Here is a 21,689-nt window from a genome sequence, read left to right as displayed (position 1 = left end):
TAGGATTCTACCCAAAATAACTTTAAAGATTGGGAAAATTTGAATGAAAGTCGTTTTAGTCATTACAGATGGGATAGGATATAGCAAGAAGCAAGAGTATAATGCGTTTTTTGCGGCAAAAAAGCCAACTTATGACAAGTTATTCCAAGAAGTACCTTTTGGAATGATTCACACCTATGGATTGTCGGTTGGTTTGCCAGAAGGGCAAATGGGAAATTCTGAAGTGGGGCATATGAGTTTAGGGAGTGGGAGGATTTTATATCAAGACCTTGTCAAGATTAATAAGGCAATTGCAGAGGGGACTTTGATGCGGAATCCCGCGTTAAATTGCCTTAAAGATTGTAAGCGCGTGCATTTGGTGGGATTATTGAGTGATGGGGGGGTGCATTCGCATTGGAATCATATTTTAGCCCTCGCGCTAGGATTGGAATCCCAATACGAAGTGTTATTGCATTTAATCACCGATGGACGTGATGTGTCTCCTAAGAGTGCGACAAGGTTTTTAAGAGAGGTAGAATCGCAAATTGCGGGCAAAAGGATTCGGATTGCAAGTCTTAGCGGACGCTATTATGCAATGGATAGGGACAATCGTTGGGAGCGTGTGGAAAAGGCTTACAACTCTATCGCATTGGGTGAAAATATGCAAACGATTACGCCGCAAGAATATTTAGAATCGCAGTTTAAGCAAGAGATTTTTGATGAATTTATCTTGCCGGCGAGTTTTTGTGCGGGTTTCACAGAGGATTCTCCTAATAGAATCCAAGCAGGAGATGGATTGATTTTTGTAAATTTTCGCAGTGATAGGGCAAGAGAAATTGTCAGTGCATTAGGAAAGGCAGATTTTAGCGGATTTGCACGCAAGAACTTTGTGGAGATTCCGCTCGTTACGATGACAACCTATGATAAATCATTCCCTTTTCCGATTCTTTTTCCCAAAGAAAATATCCAAAACACTCTAGCCGAAGTGATTTCAAATCATCACTTGCGGCAATTCCATACAGCAGAAACTGAAAAATACGCCCATGTAACTTTTTTCTTTAATGGCGGGATTGAAGAGCCTTATCCTAATGAAACGCGTCTCTTAGTGCCTTCGCCAAAGGTTGCTACTTATGATTTGCAGCCACAGATGAGTGCTAGGGAAGTCGGCGATGCGGTTTTAATGGCAATGGAGGAGGGTTATGAGTTTGTGGTAGTCAATTTTGCCAATGGTGATATGGTGGGGCATACAGGGAATTACGAAGCCGCGATTCAAGCGGTTGAGGCAGTAGATAGTGAGCTTGGGAGAATCTATGCAAAGGCAAAAGAAAAGAATTATGGATTGCTCATTACAAGCGACCACGGAAATTGTGAAGAAATGAAAGACGCACAAGGCGAGCCTTTAACAAACCATACTATTGGTGATGTGTGGTGCTTTGTAATGGCAGAGGGTGTCCAATCTGTGCAAAATGGAGGATTGAATAATATTGCACCAAGTATTTTAAAGCTTATGGGAATCGCGATTCCAAAGGAAATGGATAAGCCACTTTTTTAAGGAATTGCTTACGTTTAAACAAAATTATAAAAATTAATCGTATAATTACAAGTAAATTTTCAACTATTTCAAGGTTTAAGAATGACACAAGAGGAATTGGAATCGTTATTGGGTAGTGATATGGATGATGTAACACAAGAGAATCAAGAAGAGGGAGAAGAATCCGAAGATTCTAGTTTAGAAGACCCAACGATTAAGAGTGAAGCAAAAGCAGATGATTTTTCTATTGAGCAAGACATAAGCTGGCCTCCTCCACCGCCAACCGCAGAACACAAAGTTGTGCATCAACTAGACGATGTTACGCGTGATTCTGAAATCAAAGCCACAGAAATGTTTGATAAACTAGAAAAGATTAACAACCTAGACGCAGACATTGAAGACGCGTTTAGTGAGATTCAGCAGTTTATCACCTCCCAAGAAGAATTATTGCAAAAACTCCACACCAAATTCCCGGATTTTCATACTTTTAGTGAGCAATTAGAGACAGCAACAAAAGTAAAATCCAATGTGCAAAAAGTATCCGATTCGTTGCAAGAAATCGCCAATATTTCCTTAGAGGCTATGGAGGCTATGCAATACCAAGATATTCATCGTCAAAAAATTGAACGCGTCATTAACATTATGCGCGCACTCGCAAGATATATGAGCTCACTCTTTGAGGGCAAAATTGATGATAGCAAACGCGTAAGCTCTGCGGTGCATATTCAAGGAGATAAAACTGAAAATGTCGTCAATGAAAATGATATTGAAGCTTTGATTGCAAACTTTGGCAAATAATTTATGCAAGTGCATAACCCCAATTCCTCCAAGATTCCAGAACTCCTCTCCCCAGCGGGAAATCTTAAAAAACTAAAAATCGCCTTAGAGTATGGAGCGGACGCTGTTTATGGCGGTGTGAGCCATTTTTCCTTGCGCAATCGTTCAGGAAAGGAATTTGACTTTGAATCCTTTCAAGAGGGAGTGGAATACACGCACGCACGGGGCAAAAAGATTTATGTAACGATTAATGGCTTCCCCTTTAATTCGCAATTAAAATTATTAGAATCGCATATCCAAAAAATGGCGAGTTTAAAACCCGATGGCTTTATCGTTGCCACTCCGGGCGTGATTAAACTATCGCGCCAAATCGCCCCCGAGATTCCGATTCATCTTTCTACGCAAGCAAATGTTCTAAATGTGCTAGATGCCCAAGTTTTTTACGAGTTGGGCGTGAAGCGGATTATTGCCGCAAGAGAGTTGAGCCTCAAAGACGCAATAGAGATTAAAAAATCCCTGCCGGATTTGGAATTAGAAATTTTTGTGCATGGCTCTATGTGCTTTGCTTTTTCAGGACGTTGTTTGATTTCTGCCTTGCAAAATGGTCGCGTGCCCAATCGCGGAAGTTGCGCGAATGATTGTCGGTTTGATTATGAATATTATGTGCGCGATGAATCCAACGACGCATTAGTGCGTTTTAGCGGCAAAGAGATTTATGCGCGCAATCCAGACAATGGCGTTACAATGCGTTTAGAGGAAGAAGCGGGTGTAGGAACGCATATCTTTAATGCCAAAGATTTGAATCTTATTTCGCATATTCCAACGATTTTAGAAAGTGGTGTGATAGATTCGTTAAAGATTGAGGGGCGCACGAAATCTAGCTATTATGCGGGCATTACCGCATTGGCTTATCGGCGCGCTCTTGAGGATTATGCGCAAGGTGATTTTGTGGAATCGCGTTATAAAAATGAGCTAGAAACATTAAAAAATCGCGGATTTAGCGAGGGTTATTTGATTCATCGTCCTTTTGAAAAGCTTAATACGCAGAATCATTGGAGCGCAATTAGTGAGGGGAGCTACCAAGTTAATGCGGAAGTGAGTGAAGATGGCAAAACAGCATTTTGTCGGCATACGATTCGCCCCAATGAGCCTAAAGAAATCGTGAGTGCGCACTTGGATTCTATTCTCTTAGGAAAAAATGAGAGGGGTGAAATCTTTGAAAAAGACGGCAAAAAATACCTGCGCCTTTTTAAGATTCTACTCGTTAATGGCAAGGAATTAGAATCTATCCATAGTGGCAATGAAAACGCGTTTATCCTGCCTTTTCCACTCCCGCCTTTTAGCTTCTTGCGCCAGAGGGTTTAGAATCTCTCCTTAATAAATTACAAGAACATTTTGGCTTCCTGTTCTTTCTAAAGAAATAGCTGATGCAACAATCTAAAACGTGCATTCTTGCGATTCCTCTTGCGTTATTACGAGCGAAGCGAAGCAATCCATAATCCAAAATCTCGCCAATCGCTTTGCGATTCCATTGCTTGAATTAACTAAAGTTTGATATTATAGATTGCCACGCAAGTTTTGCAAACTTGCTTGCAAGAACAGATGCCAAATCTACTTTGTGCTACATTATTATGGAATCTCGCAAGGACAAGAAATGGGATTCCAAATTCGCTTGGATTGCCTTGTCTGTGCTTGCAAGGTTATTGCTTGCTCCACTCCAATACATATTCTTCAAATTTTACCAAAACTTCATTATATAGCTGGCTCTGACGCTTGAGAGAATAGAAATGATGTTCTAAGGGCAAATCTTTAATCTTAATGGGGAATAAAACTTTATTTTCTAATTCCTCTTTTATGGTAATTTCAGAAAAGATAGAAAGTGCGCCTTTGTGAATTACCAAATCCTTAATCGCCGCTATGGAACTCAATTCAAGCAAAATAGGAATCTCTACTCCTTGCTTGGCTAACGCATTTACAAATTGCTCCCGCTGTCCTGAACCATATTCGCACAAAATCCAAGTTTTATCAAGCAGGCTTTTTAGGCTTCTTGTGCGCGAAGCCAAAATGAAATCATTGCTTGCCACGATTAAAGAATCTGTATAGAGCATTTCGCTAATGAGCCTTTCAGTCTTTGCGTATTGTGCAGAGATTTCACCCTCTAATAATGCCAAATCCACCTTACCACTTTTAATGCAATTAAGGCACTCTTGGGCATTACAAGTTTGCAATTTTAACCGCACTTTTTTATGCGTTTTTGCAAACTCAAAAAGAATTCTAGGCAAAAAATATTCGCTTATCGTATGCGTTGCGGCAATGTTTAATTCCCCTGTAATCTCCTGCAAATCTGTTCTGTCCAAGCTTTCAAGGCTTGCATAATAGCCCTGCACCACTTCAAGCCACATTCCACCTAGAAACAACGCCCTAGAAGTAGGCAAAAGCTTCTTGCCAATGCGTTCAAAAAGTGGTGAGCCTGCGAGATTCTCTAATCGCTTCACCACCATTGAAACATTGGGTTGCGTGGTAGAAAACCGCTCGGCTGTTTGTGTTGGGCTTTTGCTTTTTAGCAAATCCAAAAATATTTCTAAATCCCTGATTCTCATTTGCACCCCTCATTCAAAATAACTTAAAGCACTCCTGCAAAATTTCCTGCTTTTTATCAAAGTAAAATCTCCAATTTCTCGTGGAATCTCCAAAGAGGAGATATGCTCTAGCACGATGAGGCGAAAGAGACTTTTATCCAAATGGCTTATCATCTGATAACATTTTTGATAAATATCTTGCATTCCTTTACGCAAACAAAAGGGCGGGTCAATGTAAGCAATACTAGGGGATTCCAATTCTTTTAAGGCAAGAGGATAATGACAAAAAGTATCCCCCAAGATGATGCGATACCTCTCGCCTTTTTGGCAAATGGTTTGCAAATTAAGCTTCAAAGTCTCATACGCCGCTTGATTGCATTCAAAAAACAATGCGGATTTCGCGCCACGACTTAATGCTTCAATCCCAATGCTACCACTCCCTGCGAAAAACTCCACAAAATTTACCCCCAAAATACCACAACTTAATGTATTGAAAAAGGATTCTTTCAAAATCGCCTTAGAAGAACGTGTGGTTTCTAAAGAAGCCATTTGCAGAGTGCGCCCCTTGTAGATTCCTCCTAATATCTTAAGGGTGGATTTCGCTAATTTATTGGGAGTTTTTGTAGGAATCTTAGCCTGTGGCTTAGAAGTTTGTTTGTTGGGCTTTTTGGGATTCTTTAAGCTTTTAGACATTTTTGTCTCTATAATGCTCTTGGATAATTGCTTCAATTTCGTTTGCATAACGTTGCAAAACTTCTTCTATTTTAGTGCGCAATGTAGAATCGCTCGCGCGAGAACCCAAAGCTTGCATATTGGGTTGCGATTCTGCATTCAAAAAAGGTGAATTTGTCGTCTCTAAAATCCCAAATTCTTGGCTTTTGGTTTCTTGCATTGCTTTGCTTCTTAGCTTTCTCTCAAAAGTTTCAAGCTCTTGGAATAAAATCTCCCGCGTGAAAGGAATCTTAAGGTTCGCTCCCTCAAAGTCTCCAATCAAGAACACAGGCTTTTGCGATTCTATCATCTGTGTCGCTACCACGAAATCACAAAGCTTATAACTTGTCAAATGCTCTTTTAAATACATTTCCAAACTGCGGTCTAGCAACAAAGAATCACAAATTAGTGCGATTTTCATCTAAGATTTCCTTGCAAAATAATTTATCAATTATAGCGGAATCTTTGCTAATTTTAAGATTTTTTATCTAAGCCAAGCGCAAAATTCTTGCATTTAGAATCTTTTTTGCTATAATTTAAAAATTTTAAAAGGAGCAAAAATGAAAGTAATGGTAATCCAAGGTCCCAACCTCAATATGTTAGGAATCCGAGAACCTCGCGTTTATGGAGCTGCAAAACTTGAAACAATCCACCAAAATATCAAACAACACGCGGAACAAGTCGGATTGGAAGTAGATTTTTTTCAAAGCAATTTTGAAGGTGAAATTGTGGATAAAATCCAAGAATGCTTAGGGCAGTATGACGGAATCATTATCAATCCTGCCGCCTATTCCCATACTTCCGTTGCGATTCGTGATGCGATTTCTGCTGTGAATCTCCCAACGATTGAAGTGCATATTAGCAATATTCACGCAAGGGAGGACTTCCGACATAAAAGCTTAACCGCCGCTGTTTGCGCAGGTGTGATTGCTGGATTTGGTCCTATGGGCTATCATCTCGCATTACAGGGCTTGGTTCAGATTCTAACAGAACTTAATGCGATTAAAGAAGCACGCAAACAACAAGCAGCAGCCAACGCGCAACAACAATAAATCATCTTAAAGGAGGGCAAATGGAAAACTTTATCATCAAAGACGAAAATGCCCTTTACTTTGAAGTGGGTTATAGTTGCGATAATGCCTTGTTTTTAGCCTTTGGGGAACAAGGCTATTTTATCACCGATGGACGTTATGAAACAGAGGCGAAAGAATTTATCCAACACGACAAATACGCAGTAGAAATTCTCATTTCACGCGAGCTTATCCAAACGGCACGTACGATTCTGAAAAAACACGAAAATTCTACCCTTGTTTATAATCCGCAAGAATTTTCGGTTTTTGCCTTTGAGAAACTCACAGAAAACCTCAAAATCAACTTCTTACCCAAGCCAAATTTTCATCAAGAAAAACGTATCATCAAAAGTGAAGCGGAGATTGCACTAATCCACGAATCCCAAAAACTCAATTTTAAAGCCTTTGCCAAATTTGCAAAATTCCTTAGCCAAAAGGGCGTAAATTGCGCGGAATCTTATTTGCATTTCAAATCACAAGGATTCTTGAGCGATAAAGGCGCATTGGACTTAAGCTTCAATCCCATTGTAGGAATCAATAAAAATGCAGCAAAGCCTCACGCTCTACCCTCTAAAGATAAATTGCAAAAGGGTGATTTATTGCTTTTTGACGCAGGGCTAAAGTACAAACGTTATTGTTCCGATATGACGCGCACAGGATATTTTGGCAAAAACGGAATCCGATTCTCCAAAGAGCAAAAATTCAAAAATACGCAACTGCAAAAAATTTATGATATTGTCCTAAAAGCTCAAGAATGTGCAATCAAAGGCGCAAAACCCGGTATGCTAGCCTGTGAAGTAGATGCGTTGGCACGCAATGTGATTGAAAAGGCGGGATTTGGCAAATATTTCGTGCATTCTACCGGACACGGAATCGGGCTAGACATTCACGAGCTGCCAATCATTGCGTCAAAATCACAGACAACCTTGCAAGAGGGTATGGTATTCTCTATCGAACCCGGAATTTATATCCCCAACCATTATGGCGTTCGCATTGAAGATTTAGTCGTGCTAGAAGCCAAAGGCGCACGCGTGCTTGGAATCTAAATGAAATCCCTTGCACACGACAAAACCAATCCGACAAAGTCCTATCAAAGATTCTATTGCACAAAAAACAAATCACAAAAAAGCTCGCATTACTTTGGAATCAAAACTTACCGACAAATCAACCTCAACGCCGAAATGACACGTTTTATTTATGCAATCCCTCCCATTAAAGCCAAGCCCTTAGCCGTGCAATCCAAGATTCCACGATTTTGCTCCGTGCGCCCAGAGAATCCCTATCGCCACTTTAAAGCCTATCACAAACTTAAGCATTATACGATTCTAGGCATTGGGGCAAATTGTGGCGAATGTTTGGTAACATTTTGGAAGCTTTTTAAAAGGTTAAAAAATAAAAATGCTATAATTGCTATTTCATCTATTTTGAAAAATCCAGCTTTTGGCTTTAGGGCACAAGCGGATTTTTACAATGCGATTGTATGGATTAAAACCAAGCTTGGTTATGTGGAGTTTTGGAGTTTCTGTGCGTATTTGGAACGCGTTTTTGGGAGGCAGCGCAAACGTCCTTTCAAAAACGCTCCGCGCACTTTGGATATTGATATTATCGGGTTTAAAAACCAATGCTTACGTCTCAAGCACTTACAGATTCCACACATTGCTTGGTCTTTACGCGCAAGCGTTAGGATTCCATTATTGGAGAGGAGAGTATGAAACTATTTACTTACACGGGAGAAAGTTCAACCCTAGCATTAGCACAAGCCAAGCAAGAGCTTGGCGATGAATTTTCAATCATCTCGCAAAAAAAGCTAAGTGATGGGAGTTATGAAATCTCTGTCGCCATTAGCGAGGAGGATTTAAAAGATGCCCAAGCCAAAGCCGAGCAAGAAAAACAAAAAAACGATGCGCTTGCCACAAAAAGCAATAACATTGCTGACCGCTTGGAACGCATTGCACAAAAAGAATTAGAAAAAAAACGTATGGCGCAAAACTTGCAAAATACGCTTCCTGATGATGTTTCTTTGCAATTATCTGATGCAGTACGCCAAATCTCACAACTTGCAGGCGTTGCGACTAAAATCCCTCCCAAATCTCCCTATCCAACGCCACTGATTCCAAAGGAATTCGACTCTAACCAAAATCCAAACAAAGAAGAGGAAAAACCAAAAAAACCGCCAAAGGATAAAGAATCTCAAGCTGAAGCTAAAAAGAAAGAATCTCCCGCTTCAGAAAGCAACGATTTGCGCCTGATTCGCAGTGAGATTGACAGACTAAACGACAAGCTCAAACTTATTCAAAATATGTTTTGGGAAGAGCGCGGACCAAAACGTGATGGATTGATTATCCCGCACGAATTTGCAGAAATTTACAGAATCACCAAAGCAAGCGGAATGTCCAAAGAGCATTTAGAAAAAATTATGCAATTAACCCTAGAATTAATGCCAATTAAAATGCGCGAAAATTCTGTGCTTATCAAACGATACTTTAGGGAAGTTTTGCGCAAAATGGTTTATGCAAGAGCAGAAAATCTAAGCAGTAATGCTAAAAACATTATGATGCTCGTTGGACCAACAGGCGTGGGCAAAACAACGACACTAGCCAAACTTGCTGCGCGTTATTCAAGGCTTCTGAATAAAAATTACAAAGTAGGAATCATCACCTTAGACACTTATAGAATCGGCGCGGTAGATCAATTAATGTTTTATGCCAAGAAAATGAAACTAAGCATTGATACAGTGGTAGATACGGAAGAATTTGTCAATGCCTTGGATTCTTTAAAATATTGCGATTATATCCTTATTGACACGGTGGGCAGCTCACAACACGATAGAGCCAAACTAGAATCCCTCAAAAGCTTCGTCAATGCAGACCCAAATAGCAAAATTGATGTCAGCTTGGTAATGAGTGCAACCACCAAATACGAAGACTTAAAAGATATTTATCATACTTTCTCTACATTAGGAATTGATACTTTGCTTTTTACTAAACTAGACGAAACCCACAGCTATGGGAATATTTTTTCTTTGATTTATGATACCAAAAAGCCCGTGAGCTACTTTTCTGTGGGGCAAGAAGTGCCTAATGACTTGAATGTCGCAACAAGTGATTTTCTGATTGATTGCTTGCTTGATGGACTCATTAAGGGCTAAAATGAAAAATCAAGCAGCAAATTTAGAATTGCTTCTCAATGCGCCTAAAACCTCTAACACAAAATTCATTACAATTACAAGTGGAAAAGGCGGCGTGGGCAAATCTACCTTTAGTGCGAATCTCGCTTATAAACTCTGGCAATTAGGCTTCAAAGTCGGAATCTTTGATGCCGACATTGGGCTTGCGAATTTGGATATTATGTTTGGCGTGCGTTGTGAAAAGAATCTCTTGCACGTCTTAAAAAACCAAGCCAAGCTTAAAGACATTATCGTGCCCATAGAGAGAAATTTATACCTCATACCCGGAGATTCTGGCACGGATATTTTCAGATACAAAAGCGAATTTATGTTTGAAACCTTGATAGAGGATTCTGCATTTTTGGACAATTTAGATTTCGTCATCATTGATACAGGTGCGGGCATTGGCGAATACACGCAGACTTTTTTAAAAAATAGTGATGAAGTCATTGTGATTACGATTCCAGACCCTGCCGCCATTACAGATGCTTATGCGACAATCAAGCTTGCGGCAAGCTTCAAAGAACGCACCTTTATGCTCATTAATATGACCAAAAACCACGCAGAAGCGCAGATGATTTTTCAAAAAGTGCAAAAAATCGCACAGGCAAACATCAACAATATCCGACTTGAATTAATCGGGGAGCTAACCAAAACAACCCTCATTAATCATTATAGCAAGAATCGCGGAATCTTTGTGAAAGAAGAGCCCAACTCTACCTCTTCTTTGGAAATTGAAGAGATTGCACGCACACTAGCCAAAAAAATGGAACGAAATGTGCTAGTGCAAGAAGATAAAAGATTTGGTAGATTCTTAAAAAAGATTTTAGGTCATTTTTAGGAAATATAAGGAAACAAAATGTCTTTAAAAATGGATAATTTTCTAAGTTTTGCGATTGTAAATGGATTTTTTATCGGACTCTTATTATCCTTTTTGAAATTTGATGAACCCGAAATGATTGTAGCAGGGACACTCATCTCCACGGTTGGATTCTATCTGATTACTTTGGTGAGTGTTTCATTGTTTGTGCGATTCTTAAGTAATCAAGAGCACACAATTAAAAGACCTGCTTATAATGATTTGCTAGAGGAATACATTGAGGAGTTTGATAAGCGCGAGAAAATCACGAATAAAATTCGTGGATTCTTACGCACAATGGAAAAAACAATGCGCGAAGATGAGGAGGAGGAAGCACGCGTAAGCAAAACTAAAAAACAAGAGGTAGAGAAAAATAATTATGCTGACGACTTCTAATGGCTACCAAACCGCACTAAAACAATCGCAAGATTCTCTTGCGCTTGATTATCTTCCAGCACTTAAAGCAATGGCATTTCGCCTCAAAGAACGTTTGCCTGCTAGTGTGGATTTTTCTGATTTGGTATCTATTGGCACAGAAGAGCTTATCAAAATCGCACGCAGATATGATAGCACGATTAGTGATTCGTTTTGGGGTTATGCAAAACCTCGTGTGCAAGGAGCAATGCTAGATTATTTACGAAGCCTAGATAATATTTCGCGCCAAACGCGCACTCTAATCAAGCGCATTGATAAAGCCATTGCGGCTTATTATAACGAACATCAAGAAGAGCCAGACAATGCTTATCTAAGCGAATTGTTAGGTGAGGAAGAAGAGAAAATCAAAGAAGCAAGAATCGCAAGCGAAATCTATGGCGTAATGCCTTTAGAAGACCAATTAGGCACAGAGAGTGAAACGACATTAGAGCATATAGAAAAGGAAGAGTTGGTTGAAATCATAGAACAGATTTTAGAGCAAGCAACACAAAACGAACAGCTTGTGATTCAACTTTATTATTTTGAGGAATTGAGCTTTAAAGAAATTAGCGAGGTAATGGAGATTACAGAATCAAGGGTTTCCCAACTGCATAAAGCCGTGATTCGTAAAATCCGACAATACCTCGGGGAAAGGGGATTAAATGGCTGATATATTAAGTCAAGAAGAAATTGATGCGTTGTTAGAAGTTGTAGATGATGATAGTAGTGCAGAGCCCGAAATCGCGGAAAAGCCCTCTGTCGTCCATCAGCACCAAATTACACTTTATGACTTCAAGCGTCCAAACCGCGTTAGTAAAGAGCAATTACGTGCATTTCGTGGAATCCACGACAAAATGGCGCGGGCTTTATCCTCTCAAATCTCGGCGATTATGCGTTCTATTGTAGAGATTCAACTCCATAGTGTAGACCAAATGACTTATGGGGAATTTTTGATGAGTTTGCCAAGCCCTACAAGCTTCAATGTTTTCTCTATGAAGCCACTTGATGGTACGGGGGTTTTAGAAATCAACCCAAGCATTGCATTCCCAATGATTGACAGGCTGCTTGGAGGCAAAGGAGACCCTTACGAATCCACGCGTGAATTTAGCGATATTGAGCTTAATTTGCTAGACACAATCTTGCGTCAAATGATGCAGAATCTCAAAGACGCTTGGGCACCTGTTACAGAAATTTTTCCCACAGTAGATGTCAAGGAATCTAGCCCCAATGTCGTGCAAATCGTTGCACAAAATGAAATCGTTATTATGGTGGTAATGGAAATCATCATTGGGCATAGTAGTGGAATGATGAACCTTTGCTATCCGGTTATTTCGCTAGAATCCGTGCTCTCACGTTTGGCTAGTCGGGATATTATGTTGAGTGAAACAAGCTCCAAAAAATCACGTAACAAAGAATTGCAAGCTCTTTTGGGTGGGGCAAAAGTCAATGTCGCAGCAATGCTTGGGGAGACTAAACTCAATATACACGAGATATTAGATTTAGAAATCGGGGACATTGTGCGGCTTGACCGCCCAGCAGATGACACCGTCATCATCAATGTAGATGGACGTGAGAAATTCCTTGCGGGCATTGGTTTGCACCGCTACCGCAAGACGATTGAAGTCAAAGAGATGATAAAAACAGAAAAAGACCAAGTCAAAGAAATCATTGAAATGCTTGAAGCGCAACGCAAGTCCAGAGCAAACGAAATTGAAGAAGACTAGGAGGGAATATGCTAAAGGATTTTTTAAAACTCATTATCCAAGAAACAACCGCGACCATTGAAGGTTTGCTTGGGAGTGCGCCAGAAGTGAGCCACATTGAAGCACAAGATGGCAAAAGCGATTCTATCAAACCTCCTATGGCAAAAATTGATATTAAGACAGAAGATGGCGCAACCCTTGCCCTTTTTATCTCTCCTAAAGTCGCAACTGCTCTTGCGGATATGATGTTAGGAGGAGAAGGAGAGAGCAGAGATTCTATGGAAGCGGACGATTTGGACGCTACAAAAGAAATTGCTTCTAATATTTTTGGGGCTATCTCTACTTCGCTTGGAGGACAAAAGGAATTACCCAAACTTAGCTTTACCCTTGAAAATATCAACTTCTTAGCCGATGGAGATTTGGGGCTTTCGCAATTTAGCGGATTCTATACTTTTGCGTTTCATATTGGCTCAATCCAAGATTCCCTATACTTTGCCTTTTCTAGCGCATTTGAAAATCATTTCAATCCAAGCACACAAGAAGCTGCTCCAAGTGTAGAATCCGCAGGGGGAAATAGTGAGGCACAAGCCAAAGTAGATTTGAGTAACTCTGAAATGAAAAATATGGCGATGCTTTTAGATGTGCGCTTACAAGTAAAGGTGCGAATCGGACAGAAAAAAATGCTCCTTAAAGATGTGATTGCAATGGATATTGGAAGCGTTGTAGAGCTCAACCAACTCGCAAATGACCCCTTAGAAGTGCTTGTAGATGACAAAGTCATCGCCAAAGGCGAAGTTGTCATTGTAGATGGAAACTTCGGTATCCAAATCACTGAAATTGCGCCGAAAAAAGATAGAATAGAGCAGTTGTTGTAATGCGAGTTTAGATTAAATTGTGGAATCGCAAAGCAAACCTCTGGAAATCTCTCTTTATCTGCATATTCCTTTTTGCAATAGCAAATGCGGATATTGTGCCTTTAACTCTCAAACCGACAAAAATCATCTCAAAACGTCCTATATGGAAGCTTTAGCCAAATATGTTTCCTATAAACTCAAAAATCTTGTAGATAAATATAAATGTCTTGAAATCACCTCTGTCTATATTGGCGGCGGAACTCCGAATCTCATAGATTTTAGCGCATACGCACTGGTGTTTGCGGAATTTTCCTCTTTCTTGCAACCACAAGCGGAAATCAGCATTGAAGCCAATCCCAATTCGTTAAGCCTAGAATGGCTCAATACCCTTAAAAGCTTGGGCGTGAATCGTTTAAGCTTGGGCGTGCAAAGCTTTGATGACACTAAGCTTGCCTTTTTGGAACGCGACCATAAAAAAGATTCCGTCTATCGTGCGGTAGAAATGGCATTCCGAGTCGGACTAGAGAATCTCAATATAGATTTCATCTATGGCACGCCTTTATGCAGTGCAAACCTCTTAGAGAGCGAATTAAAGCTTGCTTGCGCTTTGCCTCTTAGTCATATTTCGGCTTATCATTTAAGCCTAGATGAGGGAAGCCGATTCTATCAGAAACAGCAAAAGAAATTTGGAAATTCCCTTATCAAAGATTCTGACAAAGAATTTGAGGGATTTTTGAGCATTGGGCATTTTGTCAGCTCCTATTTGCAAGAGGCGGGATTTGCGCAATACGAAGTCAGCAATTACACAAAACACAAGCCCTCATTACACAATCTTGGATATTGGAGTGGCAAGGGTTATTTGGGCATTGGGGCGGGGGCAGTTGGCACTCTTGCGGGAGTGCGCACAACAATGCCAAAAAGCATTGAAAAATTCTTGCTAGGCTTTAGCGAGGAGGAGGAAATCTTGAGCCCACAAGACCAGCTTTTAGAGCATTTGTTTCTAGGATTCCGCTCCTGTGTGGGTGTAGCAATAGAAAGAATCCCTAACGCACAAAATCTAGCGATTCTATTAGAAGCAGGAAAAGTAAGGAAATGCGATAAGAGGGTTTATGCGCAGGATTATTTTTTGGGCGATGCAATTGCCCTCTTTGTCGGCTAATCAAGGAAAAATATGGAAAACTCCACACAACGTATCATACTCGCACTAGATATAGGGCTAAAGCGAATCGGAGTCGCAAAAGCAATCCAAAACATCGCTCTACCCCTCCCGCCAATTTTACGCAAAAATCGCAATCAAGCTGCCAAAGAAGTGAGCCAACTTCTCTTAGAATCCAAAGCTAACCTGCTCATTGTTGGAATCCCTATGAATCTCAAATCCGATTCCCTAGAGGATTCTAATCCTATCTTGGAAATGCAACGGAGGATTCGGCATTTTGTCAGCCTACTTGCGATTCCACCTCATCTTGAAGTCATTTTCTTTGATGAAAGCTTTAGCTCCCTTGAGGCACTACAAAAGCTAGAGGATAAGAAATCTCGCAAAAAGGCAAACAGCAGAGATGGGAGTTTAGACTCTCTCGCAGCCCTCGTGATTTTAGAAAGATATTTGGAAAATTCAGGTAATATTCCACGATAAAATCTTAAAGGAAAAAATGATGATAAAAAGCAATGAAAACGCAATACAAGAATATCGCCAAAAACAAATCCACTCACTTTTGCAAGAAATAGAGCAATTTGGAGATTTTAAGAGTCAATTTAAAAACCTCAAAGCTTTTAGGGAGGCTTTGCGCCCTTTTTATCGTTGGAGATTTTTAGATAAATTTGTCAGCCATAAGGTTACAAAAATCCAATCCCAAGATAAACTAGACCACCATATCGCGGCTTACTTTGCTCCTTTTACCTTTAAGCGAAAAAGTTGGGGGGGGGGCGAAAAGCCCTGTAAATCATATTGTTGAACTAAGCCAAGCCCTCAAAAGATTCCAAACACGTTTGATTTATGTCTCTCTCCCTCTCAAACTTAGCGTTTATCCCGAATTAGTTGCTCAAGATTCCACTTTCCTAAAAGGTGCTTCCACCCTGCCACAATTTAGACAAATGACTTTGGAACTCCTAAAAAATGATGTGGAAGTCGTGGATATTTTTCCTGTTTTTATGCGACATAAAAAGGATTCCGCAACGCATTTATTTGCTAAAGGACACTATATTTCCTCTGAAGGTGCAAGATTAACCGCACAAACCCTTGCAGAATATCTCCAAGCTACCACAGAATTTAGCCCAGACAATGCGCATTTTAAGGCTTTAGGAACTACCATTTATAAGAATGAAAAAATCTATATCCCTAGCCAACAGGATTCTCCTTTCTGTATCTTTGGGAATTGTAATCTGCAAGCATTTCACAGCAAAGGGGCTGGAATCGCTTCCAATCTAGCATTTTTCTTAGATAAAGAAGTGGATTATCTTGGGAGAAAATTAATCTTTTTTGCAAAAGAGTTTAAAAATGAAACCTTTGATGAGCGAACTTTCAAAGAATGTTGCAAAAGAGACATTGCAATTTGCATTAGTTTCCTTAGCGGGAGTTTCGTGCGTACCTCTGTTTTCTCAATGACTAAAAAACAAGCATTATTAAAGTTTTTACGAGGTAAACCCTTAGTAAATAGGAGTTGGAGCACTCTTGATTTAGAATCCATCTGCTATAATAAAAAACCTTAAAATTTATAAATACAAATAGCGAGATTTTTCACCATTGCAAGAGTAATTTATGACAATCCATAATACATTAAGGATTTGCTTAATTTTGTAAGATTGGCTAATGTGCCAAGAATAAAATCAGAGACTTATTATTGAGAAGTAGGTTAATTTGCACACCTTGCTTGCCTGTAAGCACCCGATAGATTTCGTCTTCGTTTTTAAAGGCTTTCGGTAACGAAATCCCGATAGAAACGCTATTTTCCGCGAGCACAGCTTTAGAGCGACCCGCGATAATGTTAGTAAATTCCGAAATCACGTCTAGCAACTCTTCATCACTTTGGGATTCTTCCCCCAAAAGCATCATAGAAGCCTCTTTTACAAGTGTTTTAGTAAATAAAAGTGCCACGATTCCATTAACATCTCCCTCAAAGGTAATCGTTGCCCCCATAATATCCGCTTCATTGCTTTTATTATATTTGGTTACCTTATAATCCGTGCGTTTCGCCTCTCCTCCCGTCAAAGAAGAAAGAGTTTCAATTGCAGCATTAACAAACACAGGTAATTGTGCAACCAAATGTTTGGTTAATCCTTTGCTTTTTTGCTGTGAGGCTTGATGCGCTTTAGCAAGCTCTTTGATTTTTGGGTCATTTCTACACTTCTCTATATTATCAAAAAACAAAATATTGCTACGCGCACAAAGTTCTTGTTTGCTATGGTCTAAAGGGGTTTTGAGCCCACAAATCGCGATACAAGCCCCAAACTTCGTATTATTAAGAGCTAAAGACATAATAAAATCAAGCACTGCAAGATTAAAGTCTTTTGTATCGCTTGCATCAAAAATAAAAACTTTGTAACCCTCTCTTAAACGCGAATTATGTGCTTGAATATTGAAAAAAAGCGAAATATTTTTATCTACTTTTTTATAAAGTGTATAAATGACGATTCCGCTATTAATTGTAACGGGAATGAAGTTATTGGTTACATCAAAATATATATCATAAAGATAAATTGCCTTGTCAAGATATTGGCGACGTTTATCCATAAACTCTTCACCACTATTGACACATATTACTTCATATCCTTTTGCGGTTAATTCTTGGGAAATGAGTGTTTGCATCATTCCATCACTATCGTGATAAATAATGCTTTGATGCAATGGAGGGGTTTTAAGCCCGAGCAAAAGACTTGCCATATATTCTGTGCGAAAGAGCGGCAAGCTTTTGTTAGGAAAGAGGGATTTTAATTTGGGAAATTGGCTATCATTATAACCGACAAAGGCTACGGCAATGCTTACTTTATTTTGCATTGCAAGCAGAGCCTTTGCGATAAGAATCGCAGCCCCCTCATCAAATCGCGCAATGTGCTCAAATGAAAAATAAACTGCTTTCAATGCAAGCGAACGAATTGTCGCGCTATTAGAAACGAGCACACCGCAGATTTCTTTGGCTTCTTTCATTTCCAAACATACATTTGGCGCGTAAATAGCTACATCTTGTTTGATGACTGGTCTCAATTCCTCAAACCTCTAAAATTTATTTAGTATAAACTTCTGCCTCAACTCTTCGGTTTTTCTGTCTGCCTTCTTTTGTCGCATTATCCGCAATTGGTCTTGTTTCACCATAACCTTTTGCTTCTAATCTTTCCGCAGAGATTCCTTCTTCTATAATTTTATTTTTAACTGCTGTTGCACGACGTTCAGACAATTGTTGATTGTAGGCTGGATTTCCTGTGGAATCTGTATGCCCATTGATGATTGCTGTTTGGTTTGGATTTTGTTTCATATACTCTGCAAAATCTACAATTTCTGCATTGTATTCTGGTGCAACATTTGAAGAATCAAATGGGAACTGCACAGAGAAAGTATGGATATGAGACAATGCTGGAGCTGGTGTAGGTTCTGGAGCTTCTGCTTGTGCATAAGTTCCAAACGGAATGCTAAAGCCAACCATTGCAATCACATCACTGCGTCCATCAAAGCTAGCCAAATGACGAACTTCAGTTTTTAAGTGAAGATACTCTGCAATCTCGTGGCGCAATCCTATACCATATTGCACAAAGAAATCACTATCCATATTTTGGAAATTACGAGTCAAGTCCTCATAACCAACACCCCCTAAAATATAAGGAGAGGTTTTTTCCCATACTTCAAATTCTTTGACAAGATTCACATAGTAACGATTAATATCCGTAGATTGTCTTGGTTGGCTACCTTTTGCACTATCTGCACGTTCGTAACCAATTTCTGTAAGCACGGTTGGTGCGACACGACTCGCAAATTTCAAACCATAGCTTAACTCCGCAGTATTTTTATAGCGATCATTTTTAATATGAAAAGTGCCCCCCACTTGCGGAGTAATTTCAAATAAATTATTCGCCGCAAAAAGTGAGCCACTTAATACCAATGAAAGCGCAAGAACTTTTTTCATGTTTTCTCCTTAAGCAATATAAAGTTTATATTATATCTAAAAATTTGGCTATAATATAAATTTTATTGAAATTTTGTATTTAATTTTTAATTTCAATGTAAAATTTATCCATATAAAGGCAATTAAAATGAGAGATTTTGAAATCATTAAACAAAATCTTGTCCAATTTATTGCAACCAAAGTGCAGGCAAGGGGTTTCCAATCTGTCGTATTTGGGCTTAGTGGCGGTATTGATTCTGCAGTCGTTGCACGCCTTTGTCAGCTTGCTTTCCCCCAAAGCCACCAAGCACTTTTAATGCCCTCCAAACAATCTTCTAAAGCAAGTTTAGATGACGCATTAGAATTGTGTCAGCAATTTGGAATCTTTTATCAAATTCTCCGCCTAAATCAGCCCCAAAGTGCATTGGAAGAGACTTTACAAGGCTTGGATTCTGCACGCATAGGAAATCTTTGTGCAAGATTGCGAATGATTTGTTTATATGATTATGCCTTTGCACACCGCGCCCTAGTTGTTGGCACAAGCAATAAAAGCGAGCTTTTGCTCGGTTATGGAACAATCTTTGGTGATTTAGCTTGCGCCATTAACCCCATTGGCAACCTTTACAAGACAGAAATTTACACACTAGCACATCTCCTAGAGATTCCAAAAAATATCATAGAAAAAGCACCAAGCGCAGATTTATATGAGGGGCAAAGCGATGAAAAAGAGCTAGGATTCTCTTATGCAATCTTGGATAGAATTATGTTACTATTAGAAAAAGGCGCAGACGAAAGCGAGATTCTAAAGCAAAATTTACCTAAAGCGGCATTGGAATTAGTCCAAGAGAGAATCGCACGCTTTGACTTCAAACGTAAAATGCCAGAAATTGCGCAAATTTAAAGGAAACCTATGCGAAACATTCCCTACTTTATCCCCGATATTACCGAAGCAGAAAGAGATGCGATTCTTAGTGTATTAGAAAATCCAAGTCATAATATCGTATTAGAACTTGAAGAAGAATTTAAAAAATACATTGGCATCAAACACGCAATTTCGGCAGTTAGCGGGACAGCCGCTTTTCATTTATGCCTTTTTGCTATGGACTTGAAGCGCGGAGATAAGATTCTATGCCCTGTGAATTGCCACCCAATGTTTCCAGAAATGATTCGGCATTTTGACGCCGAACCCATCTTTGTAGATATTGAAGAAGATACCTTTTTGATTTCATTACAAAAATGCAAAGAAACCCTAGAAAGAATCGGCAGCAAGAAACTGCGTGCAATTATTATTAGTCATATTGCAGGGCAAAACTGCGATATAGAGCCTTTTTACCATTTAGCCGAAGAGCATAATATCAAAATCATTGAAGATGCCACGATGGCATTAGGATTAACACACAATGGTTTGAAAATCGGCTCTCATCGTAGCTTTGCAAGCATTTTTAGTATCGTGTTAGATTCCTCAAATCCTGTTGCACAAGCAGGAATGCTCACAACACAAGACGATGAGCTTGCTTCACAAGCAATGCTGCTCCGCTATCACGGAATCGTAAGCGAACGCATAACAAGCACGCGCCCGCAATATCTCTATGATGTCGTAGGAATTGGCAATAAATACAATATCAGCCTCCTTGATACCGCACTTTGTCTAAGCCAACTCAAACGCATTGATTACATCATCAAAAAGCGTCAAGAGATTGCTAAGCACTATATTCAAACCCTGCAAGACGCTCCCCACCTCTTTATGCCAAGCGTCAAGCGCGAACACATTTTTTTTCACTTTATTATTAAAGTAGATAAGAATCGCGACCATTTCGCGCGTGAATTAAAAGATTGTGGCATAGAAACTGCGCTTCACTTCGTGCCATTGCATTTGCTAAGCTATTATAAAAACAAATATAAATATAAGATTAGCGATTTCCCAATCTCACTTAAAAACTACCAGCAGATTCTAAGTTTGCCTATTTATAGTGCAATGCAAAAAGACGACATAGACTATGTTTGCAAACAAGTTTTGCGCCTTGCAAGCGAGCGCGTCTAATGCGTAAGATTGAACGATATTTCTTTGCCCCTAGCACATTACAAAAACTTCTTGCCTTTTGCCTTTTGCCTTTTAGCTTGATTTATTGCCTCATCGCAACCCTCAAGCGAAAATTCGCGCCTTTTTATGATTTTGGGATTCCCATTATCAGTGTGGGGAATCTTGTTTTAGGCGGGAGTGGCAAGTCTCCCTTTATCCTAGAAATTGCCAAAGACTATCAAGACTCTTGCGTGATTTTGCGCGGATTTGGGAGAAAAAGCAAAGGGTTAAAAATCGTCAGCATTCAAGGAAACCTCCAAACCGATGTGCAAACCGCTGGCGATGAAGCCATAATGCTAGCAAAAACCCTAAAAACCTCTAGCGTCATTGTCAGCGAAAATCGTAAAAATGCTATTTTAAAAGCCAAAGAACTAGGGGCTAAAGTCATCTTTTTAGACGATGGATTCCGCTTCAATTTCAAGAAACTAAATATCTTACTCAAACCAAAGCTTGAACCCTACTTTGACTTTTGTATCCCTAGTGGCGCATATCGCGAGCATAAAAGTGCTTACAAAGTCGCGGATATTTTGGCTCAAGAGGGCATAGACTATGCGCGCGAAGTGCAATTACTCTATCCTACGGAGAGAATGCTGCTTCTTACCGCTATTGCGAATCCCTCGCGCTTGGATAAATATCTGCCAAATGTCGTGGGCAAGATTCTTTTAAAAGATCATTCTTTTTTTGACAAAACAAAAATATTAGAACAATATGCACAATTCAATGCCACTTCTCTTTTAGTTACACCAAAAGACGCAACAAAACTTGAGGAATTTGGCTTGCCACTCTCTATTTTGCATTTGGAAATCAAGATTAATCCTGCAATCAAACAAGCAATTCAAGATTATATTGCCAAAGAATCGCAAAACTAAACTACCG

General features: G+C 39.6%; 24 protein-coding genes. 19 read left to right on the top strand and 5 right to left on the bottom strand.

Going from position 1 to position 21,689, the window contains the following annotated elements; genetic code table 11:
• Positions 1-43 precede the first annotated feature (43 nt).
• The 3 genes from gpmI (at position 44) to HDT10_RS09925 (ending at position 3,652) form a co-directional block, all read left to right on the top strand.
• A complete protein-coding gene (gene gpmI, locus HDT10_RS09935) occupies positions 44-1,531 on the top strand; it encodes a 2,3-bisphosphoglycerate-independent phosphoglycerate mutase (protein WP_290882976.1) in 1,488 nt (495 codons plus the stop codon).
• Between the two features lie 81 nt (positions 1,532-1,612).
• Complete coding sequence (locus HDT10_RS09930; RefSeq protein WP_290882973.1) at positions 1,613-2,308, top strand: chemotaxis protein; 696 nt, start codon at positions 1,613-1,615, stop codon at positions 2,306-2,308.
• 3 nt (positions 2,309-2,311) lie between these two features.
• Positions 2,312-3,652 carry a peptidase U32 family protein gene (locus HDT10_RS09925; protein ID WP_290882971.1) on the top strand — a complete coding sequence of 447 codons (1,341 nt, stop codon included), beginning with the start codon at positions 2,312-2,314 and terminating at the stop codon, positions 3,650-3,652.
• A gap of 335 nt (positions 3,653-3,987) precedes the next feature.
• On the opposite strand, the gene HDT10_RS09920 is transcribed toward HDT10_RS09925, so the two are convergent.
• The 3 genes from HDT10_RS09920 to HDT10_RS09910 are packed head-to-tail and all read right to left on the bottom strand — an operon-like array spanning position 3,988 to position 5,998.
• Positions 3,988-4,887, bottom strand: a complete 900-nt coding sequence (locus HDT10_RS09920; RefSeq protein WP_290882970.1) for a LysR substrate-binding domain-containing protein — start codon at positions 4,885-4,887, stop codon at positions 3,988-3,990.
• A gap of 9 nt (positions 4,888-4,896) precedes the next feature.
• Positions 4,897-5,559 (bottom strand): 16S rRNA (guanine(966)-N(2))-methyltransferase RsmD, encoded by a 663-nt coding sequence (gene rsmD / locus HDT10_RS09915; RefSeq protein ID WP_290882968.1) that lies wholly within the window; start codon positions 5,557-5,559, stop codon positions 4,897-4,899.
• Positions 5,552-5,998: a hypothetical protein gene (locus tag HDT10_RS09910; protein WP_290882966.1), complete on the bottom strand. Its 447-nt coding sequence runs from the start codon at positions 5,996-5,998 to the stop codon at positions 5,552-5,554. Before HDT10_RS09910 ends, rsmD begins: the two co-directional genes overlap by 8 nt.
• 139 nt (positions 5,999-6,137) lie before the next feature.
• Between HDT10_RS09910 and aroQ the strand changes: the two genes are divergently transcribed.
• The 13 genes from aroQ to HDT10_RS09845 are packed head-to-tail and all read left to right on the top strand — an operon-like array spanning position 6,138 to position 16,349.
• Positions 6,138-6,629, top strand: a complete 492-nt coding sequence (aroQ, locus tag HDT10_RS09905; RefSeq protein WP_290882964.1) for a type II 3-dehydroquinate dehydratase — start codon at positions 6,138-6,140, stop codon at positions 6,627-6,629.
• A 20-nt stretch (positions 6,630-6,649) separates the two neighbouring features.
• Entirely contained in the window at positions 6,650-7,693 is a 1,044-nt protein-coding gene (locus tag HDT10_RS09900; RefSeq protein ID WP_290882961.1) for a M24 family metallopeptidase, read from the top strand.
• Complete coding sequence (gene folK, locus HDT10_RS09895; protein WP_290882959.1) at positions 7,694-8,359, top strand: 2-amino-4-hydroxy-6-hydroxymethyldihydropteridine diphosphokinase; 666 nt, start codon at positions 7,694-7,696, stop codon at positions 8,357-8,359.
• Entirely contained in the window at positions 8,356-9,795 is a 1,440-nt protein-coding gene (gene flhF / locus HDT10_RS09890; protein WP_290882956.1) for a flagellar biosynthesis protein FlhF, read from the top strand. The genes folK and flhF overlap by 4 nt, the downstream gene beginning before the upstream one ends.
• Before the next feature lies 1 nt (position 9,796).
• On the top strand, positions 9,797-10,654 hold the full coding sequence (locus HDT10_RS09885; protein WP_290882954.1) for a P-loop NTPase: 858 nt from the start codon (positions 9,797-9,799) through the stop codon (positions 10,652-10,654).
• A gap of 18 nt (positions 10,655-10,672) precedes the next feature.
• A complete protein-coding gene (locus HDT10_RS09880) occupies positions 10,673-11,068 on the top strand; it encodes a hypothetical protein (RefSeq protein ID WP_290882951.1) in 396 nt (131 codons plus the stop codon).
• Complete coding sequence (locus HDT10_RS09875) at positions 11,052-11,756, top strand: RNA polymerase sigma factor FliA (protein WP_290882949.1); 705 nt, start codon at positions 11,052-11,054, stop codon at positions 11,754-11,756. Before HDT10_RS09880 ends, HDT10_RS09875 begins: the two co-directional genes overlap by 17 nt.
• On the top strand, positions 11,749-12,810 hold the full coding sequence (gene fliM / locus HDT10_RS09870) for a flagellar motor switch protein FliM (RefSeq protein WP_290882946.1): 1,062 nt from the start codon (positions 11,749-11,751) through the stop codon (positions 12,808-12,810). The genes HDT10_RS09875 and fliM overlap by 8 nt, the downstream gene beginning before the upstream one ends.
• An 8-nt stretch (positions 12,811-12,818) precedes the next feature.
• Positions 12,819-13,664 (top strand): flagellar motor switch protein FliY, encoded by an 846-nt coding sequence (fliY, locus tag HDT10_RS09865; protein WP_290882944.1) that lies wholly within the window; start codon positions 12,819-12,821, stop codon positions 13,662-13,664.
• A gap of 19 nt (positions 13,665-13,683) precedes the next feature.
• On the top strand, positions 13,684-14,802 hold the full coding sequence (gene hemW, locus HDT10_RS09860) for a radical SAM family heme chaperone HemW (RefSeq protein WP_290882943.1): 1,119 nt from the start codon (positions 13,684-13,686) through the stop codon (positions 14,800-14,802).
• A gap of 12 nt (positions 14,803-14,814) precedes the next feature.
• Positions 14,815-15,276, top strand: a complete 462-nt coding sequence (ruvX, locus tag HDT10_RS09855) for a Holliday junction resolvase RuvX (protein WP_290882940.1) — start codon at positions 14,815-14,817, stop codon at positions 15,274-15,276.
• Positions 15,277-15,292: 16 nt separating this feature from the next.
• Positions 15,293-15,595, top strand: a complete 303-nt coding sequence (locus HDT10_RS09850) for a hypothetical protein (protein ID WP_290882938.1) — start codon at positions 15,293-15,295, stop codon at positions 15,593-15,595.
• Positions 15,528-16,349, top strand: coding sequence for a hypothetical protein (locus HDT10_RS09845; protein WP_290882935.1), 822 nt, complete (start codon positions 15,528-15,530; stop codon positions 16,347-16,349). The genes HDT10_RS09850 and HDT10_RS09845 overlap by 68 nt, the downstream gene beginning before the upstream one ends.
• Positions 16,350-16,446: 97 nt before the next feature.
• Here the strand turns inward: HDT10_RS09845 and HDT10_RS09840 are convergent, their stop codons facing one another.
• Positions 16,447-17,841 (bottom strand): chemotaxis protein CheX, encoded by a 1,395-nt coding sequence (locus tag HDT10_RS09840; RefSeq protein ID WP_290882933.1) that lies wholly within the window; start codon positions 17,839-17,841, stop codon positions 16,447-16,449.
• 19 nt (positions 17,842-17,860) lie between these two features.
• Positions 17,861-18,754, bottom strand: a complete 894-nt coding sequence (locus tag HDT10_RS09835; protein WP_290882930.1) for an OmpA family protein — start codon at positions 18,752-18,754, stop codon at positions 17,861-17,863.
• Positions 18,755-18,881: 127 nt separating this feature from the next.
• Between HDT10_RS09835 and HDT10_RS09830 the strand changes: the two genes are divergently transcribed.
• The 3 genes from HDT10_RS09830 to HDT10_RS09820 are packed head-to-tail and all read left to right on the top strand — an operon-like array spanning position 18,882 to position 21,682.
• Entirely contained in the window at positions 18,882-19,634 is a 753-nt protein-coding gene (locus tag HDT10_RS09830) for an NAD+ synthase (protein WP_290882928.1), read from the top strand.
• A gap of 9 nt (positions 19,635-19,643) precedes the next feature.
• Positions 19,644-20,774 carry an aminotransferase class I/II-fold pyridoxal phosphate-dependent enzyme gene (locus tag HDT10_RS09825; RefSeq protein WP_290882927.1) on the top strand — a complete coding sequence of 377 codons (1,131 nt, stop codon included), beginning with the start codon at positions 19,644-19,646 and terminating at the stop codon, positions 20,772-20,774.
• Positions 20,774-21,682 (top strand): tetraacyldisaccharide 4'-kinase, encoded by a 909-nt coding sequence (locus HDT10_RS09820; RefSeq protein ID WP_290882924.1) that lies wholly within the window; start codon positions 20,774-20,776, stop codon positions 21,680-21,682. Before HDT10_RS09825 ends, HDT10_RS09820 begins: the two co-directional genes overlap by 1 nt.
• Positions 21,683-21,689 lie beyond the last annotated feature (7 nt).

It is taken from the genome of Helicobacter sp. (genome assembly GCF_014799995.1).
Lineage (GTDB): Bacteria > Campylobacterota > Campylobacteria > Campylobacterales > Helicobacteraceae > Helicobacter_D.
Note: the sequence above shows the minus strand (reverse complement) of the source record. Positions and strands in the feature narration are given on the sequence as shown.